This is a genomic window from Paenibacillus sp. MMS20-IR301 (assembly GCF_032302195.1).
Lineage (GTDB): Bacteria > Bacillota > Bacilli > Paenibacillales > Paenibacillaceae > Paenibacillus_AQ.
This window is the reverse complement of record NZ_CP135275.1, coordinates 7,101,600-7,121,416: the sequence shown is the minus strand read 5'-3', so window position 1 is coordinate 7,121,416 and position 19,817 is coordinate 7,101,600. Positions and strand designations below refer to the sequence as shown.

Annotated in this window: 22 protein-coding genes; 13 read left to right on the top strand and 9 right to left on the bottom strand. The window is 52.6% G+C overall.

What is annotated here, in order from left to right:
* Positions 1-45: 45 nt before the first annotated feature.
* Complete coding sequence (locus LOS79_RS30625; protein WP_315422535.1) at positions 46-489, bottom strand: hypothetical protein; 444 nt, start codon at positions 487-489, stop codon at positions 46-48.
* Positions 490-775: 286 nt separating this feature from the next.
* Between LOS79_RS30625 and LOS79_RS30620 the strand changes: the two genes are divergently transcribed.
* Positions 776-1,948 carry an MFS transporter gene (locus LOS79_RS30620; RefSeq protein ID WP_315414701.1) on the top strand — a complete coding sequence of 391 codons (1,173 nt, stop codon included), beginning with the start codon at positions 776-778 and terminating at the stop codon, positions 1,946-1,948.
* 218 nt (positions 1,949-2,166) lie between these two features.
* Entirely contained in the window at positions 2,167-2,496 is a 330-nt protein-coding gene (locus LOS79_RS30615; RefSeq protein WP_315414700.1) for a toprim domain-containing protein, read from the top strand.
* A 102-nt stretch (positions 2,497-2,598) separates the two neighbouring features.
* Here the strand turns inward: LOS79_RS30615 and LOS79_RS30610 are convergent, their stop codons facing one another.
* Together LOS79_RS30610 and cyoE are read right to left on the bottom strand one after the other, a co-directional pair.
* The gene (locus LOS79_RS30610; RefSeq protein WP_315414699.1) at positions 2,599-3,216 is read right to left on the bottom strand and encodes an SCO family protein; all 618 of its coding nucleotides are present in this window, start codon (positions 3,214-3,216) and stop codon (positions 2,599-2,601) included.
* A gap of 41 nt (positions 3,217-3,257) precedes the next feature.
* Positions 3,258-4,190: a heme o synthase gene (gene cyoE / locus LOS79_RS30605; protein WP_315414697.1), complete on the bottom strand. Its 933-nt coding sequence runs from the start codon at positions 4,188-4,190 to the stop codon at positions 3,258-3,260.
* 255 nt (positions 4,191-4,445) lie between these two features.
* Between cyoE and LOS79_RS30600 the strand changes: the two genes are divergently transcribed.
* A complete protein-coding gene (locus LOS79_RS30600) occupies positions 4,446-5,450 on the top strand; it encodes a metal-dependent hydrolase (protein ID WP_315414696.1) in 1,005 nt (334 codons plus the stop codon).
* 281 nt (positions 5,451-5,731) lie between these two features.
* Positions 5,732-5,923: a hypothetical protein gene (locus LOS79_RS30595; protein ID WP_315414695.1), complete on the top strand. Its 192-nt coding sequence runs from the start codon at positions 5,732-5,734 to the stop codon at positions 5,921-5,923.
* On the opposite strand, the gene trpS is transcribed toward LOS79_RS30595, so the two are convergent.
* A complete protein-coding gene (gene trpS / locus LOS79_RS30590; protein ID WP_315414693.1) occupies positions 5,920-6,909 on the bottom strand; it encodes a tryptophan--tRNA ligase in 990 nt (329 codons plus the stop codon). The two genes, LOS79_RS30595 and trpS, sit on opposite strands and share 4 nt — an antisense overlap.
* Positions 6,910-7,345: 436 nt before the next feature.
* Between trpS and LOS79_RS30585 the strand changes: the two genes are divergently transcribed.
* Both LOS79_RS30585 and LOS79_RS30580 read left to right on the top strand, forming a co-directional pair.
* Entirely contained in the window at positions 7,346-8,317 is a 972-nt protein-coding gene (locus tag LOS79_RS30585; protein ID WP_315414692.1) for an aldose 1-epimerase, read from the top strand.
* Positions 8,318-8,421: 104 nt separating this feature from the next.
* The gene (locus tag LOS79_RS30580; RefSeq protein ID WP_039307200.1) at positions 8,422-8,655 is read left to right on the top strand and encodes an alpha/beta-type small acid-soluble spore protein; all 234 of its coding nucleotides are present in this window, start codon (positions 8,422-8,424) and stop codon (positions 8,653-8,655) included.
* 125 nt (positions 8,656-8,780) lie between these two features.
* Here the strand turns inward: LOS79_RS30580 and LOS79_RS30575 are convergent, their stop codons facing one another.
* The gene (locus LOS79_RS30575; protein ID WP_315414686.1) at positions 8,781-9,191 is read right to left on the bottom strand and encodes an O-methyltransferase; all 411 of its coding nucleotides are present in this window, start codon (positions 9,189-9,191) and stop codon (positions 8,781-8,783) included.
* A 385-nt stretch (positions 9,192-9,576) separates the two neighbouring features.
* Entirely contained in the window at positions 9,577-11,376 is a 1,800-nt protein-coding gene (locus LOS79_RS30570; protein ID WP_315414685.1) for a M3 family oligoendopeptidase, read from the bottom strand.
* A 108-nt stretch (positions 11,377-11,484) separates the two neighbouring features.
* Here LOS79_RS30570 and LOS79_RS30565 point away from each other — a divergent pair, with 108 nt between their 5' ends.
* Both LOS79_RS30565 and LOS79_RS30560 read left to right on the top strand, forming a co-directional pair.
* Positions 11,485-11,676 (top strand): YycC family protein, encoded by a 192-nt coding sequence (locus LOS79_RS30565; protein WP_315414684.1) that lies wholly within the window; start codon positions 11,485-11,487, stop codon positions 11,674-11,676.
* The gene (locus LOS79_RS30560; RefSeq protein WP_315414682.1) at positions 11,673-11,903 is read left to right on the top strand and encodes a hypothetical protein; all 231 of its coding nucleotides are present in this window, start codon (positions 11,673-11,675) and stop codon (positions 11,901-11,903) included. Before LOS79_RS30565 ends, LOS79_RS30560 begins: the two co-directional genes overlap by 4 nt.
* A gap of 122 nt (positions 11,904-12,025) precedes the next feature.
* Here the strand turns inward: LOS79_RS30560 and LOS79_RS30555 are convergent, their stop codons facing one another.
* Together LOS79_RS30555 and LOS79_RS30550 are read right to left on the bottom strand one after the other, a co-directional pair.
* Positions 12,026-12,730: a DUF2225 domain-containing protein gene (locus LOS79_RS30555; RefSeq protein ID WP_315414680.1), complete on the bottom strand. Its 705-nt coding sequence runs from the start codon at positions 12,728-12,730 to the stop codon at positions 12,026-12,028.
* Positions 12,731-12,757: 27 nt separating this feature from the next.
* Positions 12,758-13,141, bottom strand: a complete 384-nt coding sequence (locus tag LOS79_RS30550; protein WP_315414679.1) for a globin domain-containing protein — start codon at positions 13,139-13,141, stop codon at positions 12,758-12,760.
* Between the two features lie 616 nt (positions 13,142-13,757).
* Here LOS79_RS30550 and ylbJ point away from each other — a divergent pair.
* The 5 genes from ylbJ to LOS79_RS30525 all read left to right on the top strand — a co-directional run bounded on the left by ylbJ (position 13,758) and on the right by LOS79_RS30525 (position 18,779).
* The gene (gene ylbJ / locus LOS79_RS30545) at positions 13,758-14,960 is read left to right on the top strand and encodes a sporulation integral membrane protein YlbJ (RefSeq protein WP_315422533.1); all 1,203 of its coding nucleotides are present in this window, start codon (positions 13,758-13,760) and stop codon (positions 14,958-14,960) included.
* Between the two features lie 125 nt (positions 14,961-15,085).
* The gene (locus LOS79_RS30540; protein WP_315414677.1) at positions 15,086-15,883 is read left to right on the top strand and encodes an NAD kinase; all 798 of its coding nucleotides are present in this window, start codon (positions 15,086-15,088) and stop codon (positions 15,881-15,883) included.
* A gap of 7 nt (positions 15,884-15,890) precedes the next feature.
* Positions 15,891-16,031 carry a hypothetical protein gene (locus LOS79_RS30535; protein ID WP_315414676.1) on the top strand — a complete coding sequence of 47 codons (141 nt, stop codon included), beginning with the start codon at positions 15,891-15,893 and terminating at the stop codon, positions 16,029-16,031.
* A gap of 71 nt (positions 16,032-16,102) precedes the next feature.
* Positions 16,103-17,293 (top strand): copper amine oxidase N-terminal domain-containing protein, encoded by a 1,191-nt coding sequence (locus LOS79_RS30530; protein WP_315414675.1) that lies wholly within the window; start codon positions 16,103-16,105, stop codon positions 17,291-17,293.
* Between the two features lie 34 nt (positions 17,294-17,327).
* Positions 17,328-18,779 carry a S41 family peptidase gene (locus tag LOS79_RS30525; protein WP_315414674.1) on the top strand — a complete coding sequence of 484 codons (1,452 nt, stop codon included), beginning with the start codon at positions 17,328-17,330 and terminating at the stop codon, positions 18,777-18,779.
* Positions 18,780-18,883: 104 nt separating this feature from the next.
* On the opposite strand, the gene LOS79_RS30520 is transcribed toward LOS79_RS30525, so the two are convergent.
* Entirely contained in the window at positions 18,884-19,528 is a 645-nt protein-coding gene (locus tag LOS79_RS30520) for a YutD family protein (RefSeq protein WP_315414673.1), read from the bottom strand.
* Positions 19,529-19,817 lie beyond the last annotated feature (289 nt).

Sequence of the window (19,817 nt, the reverse complement as noted above, 5' to 3'; positions counted from 1 at the left end):
CCTTCCGCGTCCAGCTCAATCTTCTCAGCCGGCATTACTGCGCACTTATTTGCCGGCCTGCTTCCGTGCTTCATCAATAAAGGTCTTGGTCGTATCCGTAACACTCCACTTGCCAAGGCTGACCCCACGGAAGGTCACCTCAACCTTATCCTCGCCGGCCGCACCCTTCACTTCCAGATTGGGAGTTGTAATGGTGAAGGTGCCGTTCCCGTTCGAAGTGTACACGGCCTCCTTCGCCTCTTTAAGCATAACTTCCTGGGCTTCGCTCTTCAGCGTGTTAACCGTTCCGTCCGCTACCTTGTTCACAGCGTCGCCAATCTGATCCATTGTGACTCCGCTATAGATGAACAGCCCTACAACGATAAGGATTACGATTGCCCATTTCACCACAGTCTTAACGAGATTAATTACCGCAAACAGCAGGACAAGCGCAATGACAATGACTAGCCAATTCTCTCTGATAAACTGTGACCACACTTCAGGATCCATCAATTTCACAACACCCCTATCGCAATTTTCACCACTATTTTATGAATAATAATTATTATACATGAATGCCCTCTATAATTCATGGTTGCCGGATAGCAGATCTTCATACAGGGATTGGCCAAGAGAAGCCCGATAACTTGCGCGGCCCCGGTACTTAAAGATTGCTGAGCAGCAATAATATGGTATAAGCCCCCTGCGGGTCACGTAAAGTACAAGTAGGCCGTTTCTTCCGCATGAACCCGTTACCCAACCTGGACAGCTGGCCGCCAATCTGGAGGTGCATTCCGTGAAAACCGCGCTGTGGCTGTATCTGTTTCTGTTTCTTGCCTTCTTTGATCTCCATGCCCAGTATCCTATTCTGACACCGTTTGCCATCTCTCTGGGAGCAGGACCAGCCTTCATCGGCTGGATGATGGGAATGTATTCGCTGACCCACCTCCCCGGCAACCTGCTGGCCGGTGTGCTGGTCGACCGTAACGGCAGCCGCCGGTACATCGTCTTTGCGCTGACAGCAGCCGGAATAATCCTGCTGCTCCAGGCTCATGCACAGCTGCCGTGGCATCTGCTGCTGCTGCGGGCAGCAAGCGGCTTCGCGCTGGCATTCCTCTCGCCTGCCTGCATGACCCTGCTGGCCTCCCTCTCGTCTGACACGGTGACCCAGGGTAAGTACATGTCCGGCCACGGGATCATCCACACCCTGGCCTCGGTCGTCTCACCCGCAGCCGGCGCGTTCATTGTTGCTAAAGCCGGGTACTCGGGTACTTTCAGCACCCTGGGCTGGCTGCTGATCTTCACGGGGGTCATGGCGTTCTTTAGCGTGCCAAGGCATCTGCCCGGAACTGCTCTGTACAAGCCGGTGAAGCCGGAGCAACCCGGAAAGCCGGAGGCACCGGCGAAGCCTGTCTCCAAGCGCTATTACCTGCTGCCCTTCTTCGTATCCTGCTCCCAGGGCGTGCTCTTCTTCGAGCTTCCGCTGTCCCAGGGAGGCGGCGGAAGCGGGATAATCTCTACCGGCATTCTGCTGTCACTGCTCAGTCTCGGTGCGCTTCTGACGCTGAGCCTGTTCTTCCTGAACCGGCTGGCACCGGGCATCCGCATTGCATGTGCGCTGCTTGGGATGGCCGTCTGCTTCTTCGCACTTGCCGCCTTCCGCAGTATCCCGGCCGGAATGATTCTATTCATACTTGGCGCAGCCAAAGGCGTGTTATTCCCGGCTATGGCTTCATTGTTCATCAGTCTCGGAGGCGCCGGCCGGATGGGCCGCACCTTCTCGCTGCAGTCCATCGCCATGTCACTCGGCGCTTTTGCCGGTCCGGTCGCGGCCGGCCAGCTGCGGGATTATGTCTCGCCTTACTTCATCGCCTTCCTTCTGCTGATGACCGCTCTTCTGCTGCTCCCGCCGGCAAGCTCCGGTAGGCTGGCTTCTTACCGCTCCGACTTAAACAGCCATGCCGCCTGATTCCCGTGCCGTATTCGCCGGCAAGCGCCGCAACTGCCCTCCCGGGAGCTTGCCGGCGGTCCGGCGTTTTTTTTGCATAGAGCTAAGGCCCCGCATTGCGGGGTTATTTTACGACATTTCCCGGGGAATGAATACATAATGCTCTTCCAGCTGTTAAAATCAGCGCTCCTTAGGTACAATATCGTCATACCAACTTACGATCCGGGAGCTGAGCACATATGTCCATCACTATTATTGTCGAAGGCAAAAATGACCGCAGCCGGCTGAGGCGTCTGCTCAGGCCAGAGGTCGACATTCTGTGCACATTCGGCACTCTGAATACACTCAAGCTGGAAACGCTGAAGAAAACGGTCAGAGACGGGGAAGTGTATCTTTATATGGATAATGACAGCTCAGGCAAAAAAATCCGCGGGGTGCTGCGTGATGCCTTCCCTGATGCAGTTCATCTGTATACACGTAAAGGATATGCCGGGGTTGAGGGCACTCCTGATGAATACAACATTACACAGCTTGAGAAAGCGGGGCTTGAGGAGTTCATTATCAAATAAATAACAAAAACGCCCTGCCGGATGCTCCTTGATCACTTGGAGGAATCCTGCAGGGCGTTTCGCTTATCCTGTATTTCACACTATGAATTAAATATCCGCAGCTTACTCCCGGGCCAGCTTCTTAAGCGTCTTAGCCAGAAACTCCGGCGTTATATTGTCCGTATCACCGGCATCGTACAGTCCCCGCAACTTATTCTCCCGGTCAACCAGACCGATCAGATTGGCATGGGCGAAATTCTCCTTGTTGTTACCATAGATCAGAATCTTGAAGGATTCTGCAGCCAGCTTACGGATCTCCTCCTGTCCGCCGCGCAGGAAATACCAGCCATTGTAATCGGCATGGAATTTGTCGGCGAACGTTTGGATGGCCTCCCGCGTATCCTTATCAGGGTCAAAGGAAATGGAGACGAACTCGACATCCTTGCCGAAACTGCCGTCCTTTATCAGCAAATCCTGCGTCTGTGATAGCATGTAGGTCGTAATCGGGCATACATCGGGGCATTCGGTGAAAAAGAAATACACCAGCCGCACTTTGCCTGCGGTATCCGCCAGGCTTACCCGGGTTCCATCCACATTTTCCAGTGAAAAGTCCTGCACCTTACCGATAACCGGCAGCTTCTCCTCTTTCCACCCAAACGACTGGAATGCCAGATAGGCCGCCATGATCACTGCCAGCAGAAGCAGCAGCCACGTCCATTTATAACGTTTCAAGGTCTGCACAGATCGCCCTCCCCATTTTCAGAGCACTATACGGAGTTCCTTTAGCCGTGAATCGTATTCAGTACCAGAGCAATCAGGCTTAACGTCAAATAATTAATGGAGAAAAAGAAGTTTTTCTTCGCCCAGGCATCATCATCCTTCGCTTTAAATCCGATTAAAGTTAGGTAGAGCCAGGCAATGGATAATGCCATTGAGATAATCAGATAAAAGATCCCTGCATAACCATAAGCATACATCAGCACCGGAACCGGAAGCAGCAGCGCCACATAAGGAATCATCTGGAATTTGGTCCGGCGGGTCCCCTTCACTACGGGTAATAGCGGAAACCCTGCTGCCCTGTATTCCTCTTTGCGGCGGATGCCAAGCGCCCAGAAATGCGGCGGCTGCCATAGAAAGAGCATTGCAAACAACAGCCAGGCGCCGAGATCTACAGTTCCGGTAACTGCCACATAACCGATGACCGGCGGCATGGCACCGGAGATGGCTCCCACCGAGGTGCTCCAGGTTGAAGTTCTTTTGAGCCAAAGGGTGTACACTACAACATATACGAACATGCCCACGATGCCGAATATACCGGCCAGCACGCCGCAGAAGGCAAAGAGTACAGCCAGCCCGGCAATTCCCAGGCTGATCCCGTAGGCCAGCACCGTTCCCGGCTTCAGTCTGCCTGTCGGAAGTCCGCGCTCGCGTGTTCTCTCCATCTTCATGTCGAGGTCACGGTCGAAGTAATTATTGAAAACACAGGCCGAGGCCATCACTAGCATAGTGCCGAGCAGCGTGAGCAGCAGGCGCCCGTACTGTACCTCCCAGCCTGACGCAACCCAGTACCCTGCAAAGGCAGCGATCAGATTGGACCGGATAATGCCGGGTTTCGTTACCGTAATAAAGTCACGCCAGCCCGCACCTTCCTGCGGGGATTTGGCAGACGTTGATGCGGAATCGGAAGAAGCTTGATATCTTAATTGATTGTCCACGTATGGTGTTCCTCCTTCTAAGGGACTTCTTACGCTCCGCTGGAGACCGGATAACGCCCTGGTTAATACAGGATAATGTTACCGCTCCGCTGTTAACTTTATCATAGCAAACTCCGAAAGACTTTGACAATCATTGACCATGATGTTCATCAATTCGACAATTACGTGACAATATTTATTTCCTGCCCTTAAATAACTGAACGTAAAATTGGGTAGTTATTAATAGAGAACTTCCGTACAAAGGAGATCTGACCTATGGATACTGCTACACATTTTGTTATGGGACTTGGACTCGCCGGACTGTCCTTCGTTGACCCGGCCGTCGCCTCCCACGGGACACTGGCCGGTGCTGTGATGGTTGCCACTGTTCTGGCTTCGCAGGCACCGGATGCCGATACAGCGCTACGCCTCAAGAACAATGCGGTCTACATCCGCAACCACCGCGGGATAACCCATTCGCTGCCTTTTTTAGTGCTCTGGCCGGCTCTGATCACACTGGTTATAGGTCCGCTCTTCGGCTTCACCGATCTCCATGCGCTTAGCCATATTGCCCTTTGGAGCTTCATTGGTGTCGCTGTCCATGTGTTCTCTGACCTGTTCAATACGTATGGTACCCAGGCGGCACGTCCGTTCACGGAGAAATGGATTGCCTGGAACATCATCCACATCTTTGACCCGTTTATCTTCGGCAGCCATGCGGCAGCGATTATTCTCTGGATCGGCGGAATTGTGCCGCCGGCCCCTCTGTTCATCACTTTGTATGCCAGTATCATCCTCTACTACATCTGGCGGACACTGGTGCATGCACGCATCACCCGGAACATTAAGAATAAGGATATCCATCATGATGCCGGTGACCGTTATTACGTAATTCCTACCATTTCACCTACGCGCTGGAATGTAGTTAAAGCGAAGCCGGATGGCAGCTACAATGTCGGCCTGCTGAACAACGGCAAGCTGGAATGGTTCAAGCATGCGGTGTGCTCCACTCACCCCGCTGTAGAACACTCTAAGTCGCATCCGGATATTCAGGCTTTTCTGTACTTTACCTCCTATGCTGTCGCGGAAGTCGAAGAGCTGTCCTCTGGTTATATTGTACGCTGGGGGGATGTCCGTTATTTACACCGCAAGCAATTCCCGTTTGTTGCCGTGCTGGTAATGGATAATGACTATCATCCGCTGAATACTTATGTAGGCTGGCTCAGCAGTGAAAAGCTGGATGAACGCTTCGCCATTGATCCCGGCACAGTCAAGCTGTAGCCTGGACCAGACCCGCATCAGGCACCCGCTTCCGGCGGGTGTCTTTTTTCATTGGTCCGGTTTTACGCCCTGGAACTGAGCCTGACTTCCAGCGATGAGCCCCTTGACGCCCGGCGCTGCATAAGGCACAATCACCATAAAGCGGTTACATTCAGTATCGCATACAACCCCACAAAGTGGGGCTTTGGCTTCGAAGTTATCTTTCTAAAAAATCCCGCAATGCCAAAAGGCATTACGGGATTCATTCACCGCTGTCGCAGCAGAAAGGAAGGCCGGAACATATGGGTAAAGGTCTGTCACTATGGTTCGCCTGCTCTTCAATTCTTCTACTAACCGCAGCCTCCATGTCCATCAGCTATAATATTTGGCAGGCATTAATTCTGGGCGCGCTGTGCGTGCTTAACATCGGCTGGGGCTTTATCCTCAAAGCCAGAATCAGACGCAAGGCCGAGAGCAAGCTGCCTTCTGCTTAACGGTAGGGCAGGAAGCCCATCCGTTCTCTGACACCTTCCAGCGTCTTGGCAGCATTGCTGCGCGCACTTTCGGCACCTTGGGCGAGAATATCGCCCAGCGTGCCGGAGCTGCGGATTTCATAGTATCTTTGCTGGATCGGTTCAAGCAGGGAAACGACCACTTCCCCCAGATCTTTTTTGAACCCGCCGTACATCTGTCCTTCATACTTGTCGGCAATCTGCTGCAGGCTCATTCCTGAACATTCGGCGTAGATGCTCATCAGGTTGCTGATTTCCGGCTTGTTCGCCGGATCGAATATAACTTCACGCCCGGAGTCGGTTGTCGCCCGGCTGATTTTTTTGCGGATTACATCCGGCGGGTCAAGCAGGCCGATTCGGCTGCCGGCATTCGGATCGCTTTTGCTCATTTTTTTGGTACCATCGTCAAGAGACATAATCCGTGCCCCAACTTCCGGGATATAAGGCTCCGGAATCGTGAAGAAGTCGCCGAACCGGTGGTTGAAGCGTCCGGCCAGGTCACGGGTCAGCTCCAGATGCTGCTTCTGGTCTTCACCCACCGGTACCAGATCAGCGTTATAGACCAGGATGTCTGCAGCCATCAGTGACGGGTACACGAACAGCCCGGCCCCGACGGATTCTTTTCCCGCTGATTTATCCTTGAACTGGGTCATCCGCTCCAGCTCGCCCATCGCGGTCAGCGTAGTCATCATCCAGCCCAGCTCCGCATGCTGAGGCACATGGGACTGCATATAGACATGCGCAATCGACGGATCAATGCCTGCCGCCAGGTACAGCGCTGCTACTGATTCAGAATTCTCCCGGAGTGCAGCCGGTTCCTGGGCAACCGTTATTGCATGCAGATCCACTACCATGAAGAAGCACTCATATTCCTTCTGCAGTTTCACGAAATTCTTGATCGCCCCGATGTAATTCCCAAGTGTGAGTGAACCGCTGGGCTGAATGCCCGACAATACTTTTTTAGCCATTATTATACCCTCCATATCATTATTCCAGCTAACGCAGTACGCAAAAAGGCCCCACATCCGCAAGGGACGTGAGACCGTGGTACCACCCTTATTCGCTGCTAAATGCCTAACCGACAAGATGGCAAGCAGCCTTGGCTTCCGTTAACGGGGAAGAGCCGGCCGGTCTACTGAAGGCTGTTACAGCCCGTTCGAGCGCGGCGCTCGAGGGTCCATTCGGTCAAAGGTACATCACCGGTTCACATCAGCCACCGGCTTTCTGGAAGATGCATTCTCTGCCTACTTGTCCCTGTCATCACGTTGTTGTCATTCATTGATGCCTCAATCATAGTGCGAGTCAGGGAAGTTGTCAAATCCCTAACCACTGCGGATTAAATCTGGTATGATAAGGATATTCGTGTATGATCTGATTACAGCTTATCAAAGGAGCATATCTCTCATGAAACAGGTGACCAAAGGGCAATGGAACGGGTATGATACATATATTTTGCATAGCCATGAGCTGGAAGTCACGCTTTTACCCCGGCTGGGGAACAACGTAATTTCCCTGTGGGACCGCAAGGAGGAGCGGCAAATCCTGCGCCAGCCGGATGAAAGCGACTTGGCTCTGTATCTGCAGAAGCCTTATCATTTCGGCATTCCGCTGCTTGTACCGCCCGGCCGCATCCGCGGCGGACAATTCCAGTTCGAAGGCACAAGCTACCAGTTCGACCGGAATACTGCAGACGGACATCATATCCACGGCCTGCACCGCACGCAATCCTGGTGTGTCAGCGACATTGAAGAGGACGAGGAAGGCTGCGCGGTAACAACCGAGTTCATTACTACTGATGATGCAGAATGGATCAGGCAATTCCCGGAGCCGCTCAAATTTGAGATGACCTTCCGGCTGCAGGATAACCGGCTGGAGCAGACGCTGAGAGTTACCCATCTGGGCAAAGCGCGCATCCCGTTTGGCATTGGTTATCATACCTGGTTCATGCTTGACGGTACACCTGAGCGCTGGTCGGTCACCCTTCCGGTCCAAGCCGTTTATGAGCTGAATGATGAGCTTCTGACCAGCGGCAACCTGTTGCCGCTCGGTGAACTGGATGCCCTGAACCGCAGCCTGAATCTGAAAGGCTTGAATATGGATACGGTCCTGCGCACTGCAGATGAACAGCCTGCTGAGGCCCTATTGATGCGTGACGACGGCTACGGAATCCGTTATACGGTAGATAAGGACTTGTTCCGCCACTGGGTTCTCTATACTAAAGGCGAAGCAGACCAGTACCTATGCGCCGAGCCGTACACCTGGCTGCCGGATGCGCCAAACCTGCCGAAGGATGCTTCCTTCACCGGGCTGATCACGCTTGAACCGGGACAGACACTGGCCCTTGGCAGCAGCCTGCAGCTGATTTATCCCCGCTGATAAATTTCATATAATTACCAGCCTTTGAACCTTCGAAATCTGTGCATGAAATCTCCCCACAGCGCTCATACTATCTTCACAACGGGCGAAGGAGGTGAACAAACATGGGTCAAGCAGGTCAACAAGGTCGTGGTAGCCGTTCTAACAACCTGGTCGTTCCACAAGCGAATGCAGCGCTGCAGCAGTTGAAATATGAAGCAGCACAGGAGCTTGGAGTAACGATTCCGGCTGACGGTTATTATGGGAACTACACTTCCCGCGAAACCGGTTCTTTGGGAGGATATATCACCAAACGTCTGGTGCAGCTGGCAGAGCAACAACTGTCCGGTCGTTCGTAGTAACAGCCTTATCATAAGTATCCGGCCAAGCCGCAAGACTTAGGCCGAGCAGCTTCACAGCCCCCCACGCGTTTCTCGTCGAAGCGTGAGGGGGGCTTTTTGTTGTTTATCCGGGATTTATGTATTCAGGCAAAGGACTGGTCCGATGACTCCCCATGGCTGCTGCGGGGATAACGGATCATCAGGTTCGCCATGTTGTAATTCGACTCCAGTGTGGCATCGACCACCACCATTCCCTGGCGGACAGCAAATTCGTAGCTGATCTCACCATGGGTCCAGCGCTTCTTGTACTTCAGGCTCTCCAGAGCCATCAGCCGGAAAGAGGATTGCTGGCCTGATGTAAGCCCCTCCTGCTCTGCCGTGAAGCTGCCGCTGCGCCCGGCGAGCGGATTATGGCGGATGCCGAATTTGCCGATGACGTTATTTCGGATTTGTATAAATACAGTACCGGAAGTCAATCCTGACAATTCCTCCTGCAGTTCCTTGAACACCAGATCGATTTGTCTTGCCAGTGACAGTTGCTCCGTTCTAAGCATATATTTCCTCCTAAAAGTTTTGTAGGTGAGACAGTTCCTGAGTTGACTTCACAAAACTTGCTCCTGACTTGACTTTACTGACTTCACAAAATCCGCTTTGTAAGCCGCCGCTTAGGCTTTGCAGTGAGGCTTATATAAAGCTTTAGGCTCATTATAGGGTACTAAGTAAGGGCGTACAACATTATTCAACATAATTGGGTTATAATCCCTACAAGTGCGCAATTTTCTTAATTCTATGAGCAAATCCAGACTTTTGTCGCCCATATTCGACAAAAATACATTATAAAAAAGGCCCCGTATCCGGGACCTTTGCGTGTTCGTACCATAGATAACATTTGGTAGCTCCATCATACAAAACCGCTTTCGCCTTAATTCCGACAAATTCTTAAGAAGGCTGCGCAGTCATCTCCAGGAATTCATTGATATCCGCCACGATCAGATCAGCAGCCCCCTGCCAGAACTCAGGCTGCGACAGGTCAACGCCGAGATGCTTCGCTACGAGATCCTCAAGGGTCATAACCCCTGTATCCTGCAGCAGGCTGTCGTATTTATCCGCGAAGGAAGGCCCTTCCTGCAGAGCGAGCCGGTACAGCCCGGTGCTGAACATATACCCTACGGTGTACGGGAAATTATAGAACGGCACATCGGTAATATAGAAATGCAGCTTGGAGGCCCAGAAATGCGGATGATACTCCGACAGCACACCGCAGAAGGCTTCCTTCTGCGCTTCTTCCATCAGGGCAGACAATTCCTCGCTGCTGACCAGTCCGGCCTTGCGTTTCTCATAGAAGCGGGTCTCAAACAGGAATCGGGCATGGATATTCATAAAGAATGCTACGCTGTTCTGAATCTTCGCTTCGAGCAGCGCCAGCTTCTCTTCGCTGCTTCCGGCTGATTTCACCTGGGCATCAGCTACAATAACCTCCGCGAAGGTTGAGGCCGTCTCGGCAACATTCATCGCGTAATTCTGGTTGAACAGCGGCTGGTCATCCAGCAGGAACGAATGATAAGCATGGCCCAGCTCATGGGCAAGGGTAGACACATTGGACGGAGTACCGCTGTAGGTCATGAATATACGGGATTCCTTGCTCTCAGGGAAGGATACGCAGAAGCCTCCCGGACGTTTGGCTGCGCGGTCTTCCACCTCAATCCAGTTATTGTCGAAAGCGCGCTCGGCGAAGTCCGCCAGCTTCGGACTGAATTTGCGGAATTGGGTAACAATGTCGTTTGCCGCTTCTTCATAAGGAATTTTGCCGGAGGACTTGCCGACAGGCGCCTCCACGTCGGTCCAGGCAAGAGATTCCAGGCCCAGGATCTCCGCCTTGCGCTGCAGATAGGATACGAGCGCCGGCTTACTCTTCGTAATAACCTGCCACATCATGTCAAGGCTCTCACGGGTCATCCGGTTGATGCCGAGCGGCTCCTTCAGCACATCCTCCCAGCCGCGCCCCTTATACAGCTTCAGGCGGAAGCCGGCCAGATGGTTAAGCGTGTCGGCGCAATAATCGGCAGCACCGCCCCACGCCTCTTCCCATTTGCGGAACACGGTGCTGCGGATTTCCGGGTCCTCATCACTCAGCTTGTTGAAGGCTTGCCCGGCAGACAGCAGCTTCATTCCTTCCCCGTCCTCAAATGGAATCTGAATGGAGCTGACGATCGTCTCATAGTGCTCGCTCCAGCCATGATACCCGTCAACGGCAAGCTCAAGCGCCAGACTCTCAAGCTCCGGGCTCATCTTCTCACGGGCCAGATTCCGGCTCTCACTGAGGACGAATTTCAAAGGGGCAATCTCCGGCCGGGCCATCCACTCCGTCCATACCGCATCCGCAGTCTGGCGCAGCACGTTGTCAAAAGCAGCGCTGATGCCTTCATATCCGGCGCGCATGCCGGTTACCTTCGCTGACAGCCTCACAGCTCCTTTGTCCTGCTGGTTCTGTGCACCCAGACATCCTGCGAATTCAGCAGCCTGTGTAAGGCGTCCGGCGCAGCTCTGCAGAAGTGCAATCACACTGTCCAAGGACTCCGTTCCGGCAGCATCTGCCGGGGAGACAGCAGCAGCTACCTGCACGCGCAATTGTTCAATATCCTCTTCCAGGCTGCTAAGGAAACGCTCAAACTGCGGCGATGCCGAGCCTCCCGGGAAAATAGACTCCAGTTCCCATGTCAGGGATAACGGTTGTTTCATATGTTCTCACCGTTCCTTTGTAATCGATTGGTTTTCTTTGTGTTTGTGCTGCAGCCATGTTAAAGTGAATTACAATACTACAGCATAAATTTTAAGGAGGTAATCCTTGTGAAGCCACTGCAAATATCGCCGGAAACGGCCATTACACTATCCAAACAACTCGGCGTTCCGCTGGAACACCTGATGCATATGCCCCAACATATCCTGCTGCAAAAAATTGCTGAACTGTCAAAGAAGCAAGACGCACAGCCAGCTGAAGGCGGCGCAGCCGCCCCGTCTCCGGAGAAGGACAAGCAATGATCCCCTTCAGCCACACCTGGCCTTATGACATTATTCTGGGAGATATGTACGTCCAGTATTGCCCGTTCTGTGACCGGGAGAACGTGCTTCTGCCAATGAAGCCCAAAGAGCTGCAGAACGTCCGTGACGGCAAAAAAAAGCTGCTCGTCTTCCCCTGCTGCAGCGCAAGCCCGACGGTCATCGACAATGATGCCGACTATCTGCTATTCGACCGGGCTGTCCGCTAACCTGCAGTCAAAGAGCAGCAGCTCTAACTATAGCTTTGCCCCCGGAAAGGCGCAGAAGAAAATCCTCTTCTGCGCCTTTTACCTGCAAGCAGTTCCGGCTGTGAGCAGGCTGCTTGAGAGTGCTATGTACCTGCAGGAAGCCCGTCAGGATCAATATCTTCCCCGCGCATCTGCTCCCGCAGAATGGCCCACTGTTCACGCGCAGCCCGGATCATTGCCGCATCCGTAATGCGCTGGTCGTTAATCAGGCGGGAGAACCACTTGACCGCGGTGGGGTATTCGCCGAGGCGGCGGTTCAGCTCCCCGATCAGATACATCAGCCGGGCATCATTTCCGCCCAAGGAATCATTCTCGAAGACGCGTACGTACTCCTCAAGCGAATAACGCAGGAAGCGCTGCTCCTGGACTGTGTCCCCCTTGTACCTGTACATCCAGGCAATATGATGAAGCAGGCTCGCAATAATCCGTTCCTTATCCTTAATGCTCTGGGCGCAGATCAGCGCCAGCTTGTACGTCTCCAGAGCTACTTCCCAGCTGCGCTTCTCACCGAAATCACGGGTTGTCCAGCGGTTACCCACCTGCGCGTCAAATGACTTGCGCTGCCAGTCAGCCAGTTTATCCGCGGAATTCTCCGTGGAAGCAAACCCGCATTTCGGACACACACGCACGACATAATAGTCGGGATTCTCATCCTTATAGTACGAGCAGAAGTCCGCATCCCGGCGGATCGCTTTTTTCAGGCTGGGACGCACTCTTGATGTTGTAAATTCATGTTCACAGTTGCAGCATGTAACCTTAATAGCGTACAGGGGTATTAAATCCGGCAAAATGCCCTCATCCTTTCACAACAACTCTTATTCACGGGGCATGTTGACAAAATGATGCGCAGGACCCGCCAGCCGGCTGAGCACAAATGAGCGCAAAGGCTCCTCTACACCTGTCTCCTCCAGCGCTTCCTTCATACAGCCCAGCCAATCATCCGCCAGTTCCGGTGTAATCGGAATATGCATATGCCTGGCTCTCATCATAGGATGGCCGTGCTCCTGCGAGTAAAGTGCCGGCCCGCCAAAGAACTGGCTTAAGAACTGATACTGCTTCTCCATCACAGGTGTGATATCTTCAGGAAATAATGGGCTAAGCTGTGGATGCAGCTGTACCTTGGAGTAGAACACTTCCACCAGGCGGTGAACGCCCCCGGCACCTCCCAGCTTATCAAACAGGCTTTCTTGATGATTCATTGGAGGTTCAGCCTTCTTTCATTCAAATTTGACAGGCAGCCTGCACTTATTATACCAAAAAATGCCCGGTGATACTTGCATCGATTAGCACCAAAATGCCTCCGTAAAGTGGGGCTTTAGCTTCAAAGTTGACCCGGGTGCTCTGCATGGGCCCAAAAACAGATCTGAATTTATCATAAAAAAAGGATGCCGAACCTGAGTCCGGCACCCGTGACATATTCTAGTAGGTTCTAAATTCTTCATCACCGGGCGGGACAAGCGAGACCCGGATTACATATACAAAGGCACAAACCAGAACTCCGGCAACTACACTCATCACCATCACTCCATCCCGAAATCATTTTAGATTAAGATGTGCATTAATTAATTTTTATTTTATCATAATTTCAGCGAAAAAGCACCGTAAAATGTAACCGCTTTCCGGTTTTTTTTGTGATGTTTGTCCCTACTGCGGCATACAACTAAGCATAGAACTGGAGGGAGCAATATGACACTGAACAAGCAGAATCGGCTACGCCATCCTTCAAGTGATAAGGAACATTTATGGCACAGCATATTTGATTTCTTATCTTTTAAAGCGTCCGGTCCGCTGCTCGGCGCTCTGCTGGCAGGCTGCATGCTGCTGATGCTGATCCATCCGGCAAGCTCTCTGGATGCAGCACTGCGCGGGCTGTCCGTCTGGTGGGATGTACTGTTTCCCTCCTTGTTCCCGTTCTTTGTCATATCCGAAATTATGCTGGGCTTCGGCATCGTCCATCTCTTCGGCGCCCTGCTGGATCCGCTGATGCGTCCGCTCTTCAATATTCCCGGCAGCGGCGGATTTGTCGCAGCCATGGGCTATGTGTCGGGCTATCCCGTAGGCGCCAAGTTGACGGCCAAGCTGCGGGAGCAGGGAATGATCAGCAGGCTTGAAGGGGAACGGCTGGTGGCTTTTACAACCTCCTCGGATCCGATTTTTCTGCTGGGCGCTGTGTCGGTCGGCTTCTTTCACGATGCCTCGCTCGGGCTGGTGCTGGCCCTTGCCCATTACGGGGGCGGCTTCATCGTGGGTCTGCTCATGAAATTCCACGGCCGTAACGATCTCCCGGACTCCGGACTTCCGGCCAAGGCGGCGGTTAATCCCGCTGGACCGGCCGGACAAGGCTCCGGGCGGCTGCGCACCGCGCTGAATGCCATGGCCGCCGCCCGCCGCCAGGACGGCCGGAGCTTCGGGGAACTGCTGAAGAATGCGGTTCAGTCGTCGCTGCAGCTTATTATTGTCGTCGGCGGCCTGGTTGTATTCTTCAATGTGCTGATGGAGCTGCTCGCCCGCGCCGGAATTATGTCCACCCTGTTCAGCGTTACCGGCTGGCTGCTGTCCCTGGCCGGATTCCCCCAGGGGCTGTCCTCCGCTCTCGTGAGCGGATTATTCGAAGTGACGCTCGGTGCCCGCTCTGCCGGAGAAGCCGGCGCAGCGCTGCCGCTGCAGTTCAAGGCTGCGGCTGCCGCCTGTATCCTCTCCTGGGGCGGATTATCTGTCCACGCCCAGGTAGCCAGCATCCTGAACGGCACCGGCCTGCGCTATCTTCCGTTCATGGCGGCCCGGACCGTGCACGCGCTGCTCTCTTCCGGTCTTGTGCTCCTGCTGTGGAAGCCCGTAACCGGCTCACGCCTGGCAGCGTATTTCAGCACGCTGCCCGCCGCTGCCGGTCTGGCTTCACCCGAATCCGGCCTGCTCAGCAGCCTCAGCCTGCTTTGCCTTCTGCTGGCATTCATGCTGCTGCTCTCTCTGCTGATTCTGCTGCTCGGCAAGCTCCGCCGTCCGCCCGGCCACAGGTAATCCCGTACATCCGGTCAACCGGCAGCTGCAATTTTAGGGACTTTAAGATCCCTGAATATTGTGTTCCGGTTCAAGATTGATTATGATCGGTGTATGACTGAATTATACAAAGGAGCCTGTACATCTTGAGATATTATGTTCTGGACCGCGGAGATGAATTGTCCATCCAACTAGCGGAGCAATTTCACAAGCTGGCGGCGGAGCGGAATCTGGAGCTGGATGCCAAATCTCCGGAAATCGTGATATCGATTGGCGGAGACGGCACGATGCTGCATGCTTTTCACACGTTCATTGATCAGATTCCGAATCTGGCCTTTGTCGGCGTGCATACCGGCCACCTGGGATTCTATGCGGACTGGCAGGCCGAGGAACTGCCTACCCTGATTGATTATATGTGCGGGGATATCGGACCGCATAACCCGCGTATGGTCAAGTATCCGCTGCTTGAACTGGAGATTCATAAGAAATCCGGTTCCAGCTCGCATATTGCCCTGAACGAATTCACGCTCAAGGGAGTAGACGGAACAGTTGTTATTCAGGTGGATATCAACGATGTAACCTTTGAAATGTTCCGCGGTGACGGTCTGTGCATCTCCACACCGTCAGGCAGTACCGCATATAACAAAAGCCTCGGGGGTGCGATGGTGCATCCTACGATTGAAGCGCTGCAGATTTCGGAAATTGCTTCGATTAATAACCGGGTATTCCGGACCATGGGCTCGCCGCTGCTGCTGCCGAAGCACCATCACTGTGATATTTTCTCGCGCAAGGATCAGCGCCTGCTGCTCACGATAGATCACAATAACATCCCTGTGGATGACCTGATCTCCGTACGCTGCCAGGTGTCTGACAAAAAAATCAGCTTCGCCCGCTACCGCCCCTTCCCGTTCTGGAACCGTGTCCGTGATGCATTTCTGATCTGAAGTCTGCATGAAGAAACAGAAGACATCCGGGCTGAATAACACATCTGTCTTCTACTTCATAAAGCCGGAGATGCCCCGCCTCTCCGGCTTTATTGTGCCGGTTGCCGGGAGGCCTGCCGCCCTCCGGAATATCTGGCAGATTAAATAGACAGAGAGAATTTTCAAATGGTATAATAAATCTATTTGACAAAGATTGTTAAATTAAAAGGAGCGAATCTATTGAAAAAACTACTATCCATGATAGGCATCACCCTGCTGGCCCTCATGCTGGCCGTTCCTGCATTTGCGGCGGAGAAGCCCATCAAAGTCTACATAAACGGCACTACTCTGTCCTTCCCGGCGGGAACGCCGTATCTGAAGGATAACACCGTGCTCGTGCCTTTCCGTGTAATTTTTGAACAGCTGGGACTGCAGGTACTGTGGGATGCCAAGACAGGAACGGTTACCGGCACAGGAGCAACCCTGAATATCAGCCTTAAGGTCGGCAGCAAGCGGGCAACCGTTAACGGTACCGTCAAGCAGCTTACCGTTGCCCCAGTCGCCGCAGCGGGTACCACTTACATACCCTTGCGTTTCATTGCCGAGGCCACCGGCGGTACAGCGCTCTGGGATTCCGCAAGCCGCAGCGTTAAAATTACCGTACCCAAGTCTGCTTCCACCGATCAGGCGGAGATTACAGCTCTTATTCAGTTGTCCAACAAATATTATAATGAAGAGAAAGCAATCAGCTTTTATTCTCTGGTAGATTCCGAATCTGATAATATGAATTCTGTAGCAGATATGAATTCCCTGTTCCAGGCCTATGATCTCAAGAATACTATTGAGAGTCTTAAGATTCTGAGTCTGGCCGGAGATGAGGCTACGGTCTACACGGTGGAGACTAACATCCGTACCGGCGGTTACTATACACCGGATGAACGGTTTGAATATTTGTATACGCTGGTCCGCAGGAACGGGGAATGGAAGATCTCCGATATGGAGGTTCAGGAATCCACTGTACTCCTGACCCGCGAAGCAGGCATGAAGCCGGCTGTGCTTCCGCAAGGTGATGCGGCTGTGATTAAGGATACTCTCAGCAAATACTACCAGTACATGGGCGCTCAGAATGTGGATGCAACAATGGCACTGATGACCTCCTATGGTGAGGATTATGATGCTGCCGCCAAAGCCGATCTTCAGGCGCTGTTCGATACCTACGATCTCAGTTATTCACTGGGTACAGCCAATATCTATTACTACTCCGATGACGAAGCAGCTGTCTACACAGAAGTATCCATTAAAGACGGTGAGTCCGGAGAGAACTATACCCAGTCACTTATATTCATTATGTTCAAATCCGAGAGCGGATCTTGGACCATTGATGATACTTATCACATCAGCTTTGATACCGTACAAACCGCGCAATCCTAATCATCTAAAATTTATTTAAAGGATGTATGACCTAATGAAATCAGCCAAAAAAATTGTTACCGCAGCGCTCAGCGGCCTGCTGGCTTTATCCATCGCCGCTTCTCCTGCTGCATTCGCTGCAGATGCGGCTACCACCGAGCTCGGACAATCCTCCAAGCTGGATATTATCAATGAGATTATGCAGTATCTTGAATATTACAATGTCGAAGGCGTAGACCAGGATACACTGATCCGCGGAGCCATCGACGGTATGGTAAGCACACTGGATGATCCGTACAGCCAGTATCTGGATAAGGATGAGGCTGCTGAATTCGGGCACCAGGTGGATCTGGAATATGTGGGCATCGGCGTCCGCCTGATCTATACGACCAAAGAGCTGTACATCGAAGAAGTGATGAGCGGGTCTCCGGCAGAGAAAGCCGGACTCAAGCGCGGGGACACCATCCTCAAAATTAACGGCGTACCGGTGGATGATACAGCAGGAGATGAGCTGGCCGGCACTTCCGGCTCCAAGGTCACACTGCTCATTCAGAGAAACGGGGCTAATAAATCTATCGTCGTAACCCGCGGAGAAATCTCAGCCGCGTCTGTTAGCGGCGCAATCATCGGCTCGGGTGTCGCTTACATTGCAATCAACGGCTTCACACAGACAGTCGATGAAGAATTCGCTGTAATTCTCGACAAGGTGCGTGCCGCCGGAATGAAATCACTGGTGCTTGATTTGCGCGATAATACAGGCGGCTATATGGAAAGTGCCCAGAACATTGCCGCCAAGTTCATGGATGCCGGCATTATGATGTACACCTCCGACCAGAGCGGTGTTCCAACACCTGTAACCATCACGAACGGCAGCAAAATCGGTGTTCCCGTTGTTGTGCTGACGAACGAATATACTGCCAGCGCCTCGGAAGCGCTGACCGGCGCGCTCCGGGATAACAAGATCGCTACAGTTGTCGGCGCCCGTTCTTACGGTAAAGCACGGATTCAGAGCTTAATTCCCCTCTCCGACGGTGCTGAACTGAAGATGACAACCATGAAATACCTGACTCCAAGCAAAGAAGATTTCAACCATATCGGACTTGCGCCTGATATTGAGGTTAAGGGCAAAACCGCCCAGCTGATCACCGCACTGCAAATCGCCGGAATGACCGGAATTACCGCTTCCGGTGACGGGCATATTCTGGATATTAACGGTACTGCTTTTGCCGGAAATGTCGGTCTGGTTAAACAAGGCAATCAAGTCTATGCCTCCTCCCGTGTATTATCTGCTCTCGTGGAGAGCGAAGTATCCTGGGATGCCAAGAACAAGAAGGTGCTGATTACTACAGGTGCCGGCAAAATTTCCGGCTTCACCCTGGCCTCCAAAGAAGCCTTATACCAGGAGGGCGAGACATTCATTGACCTTGCTGCCTTCAAGAAGAAATTCCCGCAGCTGACCTGGAGCTACAATGCTGCCCAGAACCAGCTTAAGCTGTCGGTGAAATAATCCCTGCTAATACAAATTCATATATGTACAAAAAAGAGTCATCCCGGCCGCTGCGGCTGGGATGACTCTTTTTGTATGCATTGAACTTATGCCTTCCTGGTACATCAGCTGTTCTGGTTATTGTGCTTGTTCGGGTTATCCTGCTTACCCTGATGGTTTGATTTATGGTTATGCGAATTCCCCTGATGGCTTTGCTGCGCTCTGCCCTGGAATTCCTTATGGTTCTTCTTGCCTTGGCCCTCTTTGTTCCGGTGGTTCCGGCTCTGATGCTCACGCACGGGTCTGTCCTTGGCCGGATGCTCCCGGCCTGGCGCGTTAGCATTATCCTTCTCGCGGTTCGCTCCCTTGGCCGGAGTCTCCCGGTGCTCCTTCACATTTGCTGACGGCTCCGCTGCGGCCTGCTCCGTTTCTTCCTCAAGCCCCGGTTCAGGAAGCTCCTTAATCAGAATATCCTTGAAGGTTCCTTCCTGCGGTGACTCCTTCAGCTTATGCAGCACGAAATAAGCGCAGCCAAAATTGCAGTATTCATTAATATAATCCACCATGCCTGAAATCGCTGTATCCCGGTTCACCTTCGGATGATTATCCCGGTAAAAACCCTTAAGACGCAATTGGCTGTAACCCCAGTCGCCGATAATGTAATCGTAACGGTCCAGTACCTCACTGTATCTTCCGCGGAATGCCTCCGGGTTCCAGCCGTCCTTATGATCGAGCATAAGCTCGTAGCCTTTTCCACCTATAACGATCAAGCGTGTGTCGCCTGCCTTTCCATTTACTCCACATTCAGCTGCTTTAAGCGAAGGCTGGAGTTATTGTCCTAATGCCAATATATCACAATCTGCCTCATATTATAGCATGTGCACCGGGCAATTGCCTGTTTTTGTGGACCATCCTGTTTAACAGAATGGATAAAAACAGCGCTTTTGCTTCAATCTAAAGAAAAGCAGCTGCAAGTTGCAATTCATGCGGATGTATATATCATTGACGCGCCTGAAAGCGCAGGAGGTTGTGAGCATGCTGAGCCTATTCAAGCAGAAA

Bases quoted from the DNA above. Each gene is read 5' to 3' on its own strand.
- LOS79_RS30625 (WP_315422535.1), bottom strand. From the start codon at position 489: ATGGATCCTGAAGTGTGGTCACAGTTTATCAGAGAGAATTGGCTAGTC.
- LOS79_RS30615 (WP_315414700.1), top strand. From the start codon at position 2,167: ATGTCCATCACTATTATTGTCGAAGGCAAAAATGACCGCAGCCGGCTG.
- LOS79_RS30600 (WP_315414696.1), top strand. From the start codon at position 4,446: ATGGATACTGCTACACATTTTGTTATGGGACTTGGACTCGCCGGACTG.
- LOS79_RS30595 (WP_315414695.1), top strand. From the start codon at position 5,732: ATGGGTAAAGGTCTGTCACTATGGTTCGCCTGCTCTTCAATTCTTCTA.
- trpS (WP_315414693.1), bottom strand. From the start codon at position 6,909: ATGGCTAAAAAAGTATTGTCGGGCATTCAGCCCAGCGGTTCACTCACA.
- LOS79_RS30585 (WP_315414692.1), top strand. From the start codon at position 7,346: ATGAAACAGGTGACCAAAGGGCAATGGAACGGGTATGATACATATATT.
- LOS79_RS30580 (WP_039307200.1), top strand. From the start codon at position 8,422: ATGGGTCAAGCAGGTCAACAAGGTCGTGGTAGCCGTTCTAACAACCTG.
- LOS79_RS30575 (WP_315414686.1), bottom strand. From the start codon at position 9,191: ATGCTTAGAACGGAGCAACTGTCACTGGCAAGACAAATCGATCTGGTG.
- LOS79_RS30570 (WP_315414685.1), bottom strand. From the start codon at position 11,376: ATGAAACAACCGTTATCCCTGACATGGGAACTGGAGTCTATTTTCCCG.
- LOS79_RS30560 (WP_315414682.1), top strand. From the start codon at position 11,673: ATGATCCCCTTCAGCCACACCTGGCCTTATGACATTATTCTGGGAGAT.
- LOS79_RS30550 (WP_315414679.1), bottom strand. From the start codon at position 13,141: ATGAATCATCAAGAAAGCCTGTTTGATAAGCTGGGAGGTGCCGGGGGC.
- ylbJ (WP_315422533.1), top strand. From the start codon at position 13,758: ATGCTGCTGATGCTGATCCATCCGGCAAGCTCTCTGGATGCAGCACTG.
- LOS79_RS30535 (WP_315414676.1), top strand. From the start codon at position 15,891: ATGAAGAAACAGAAGACATCCGGGCTGAATAACACATCTGTCTTCTAC.
- LOS79_RS30525 (WP_315414674.1), top strand. From the start codon at position 17,328: ATGAAATCAGCCAAAAAAATTGTTACCGCAGCGCTCAGCGGCCTGCTG.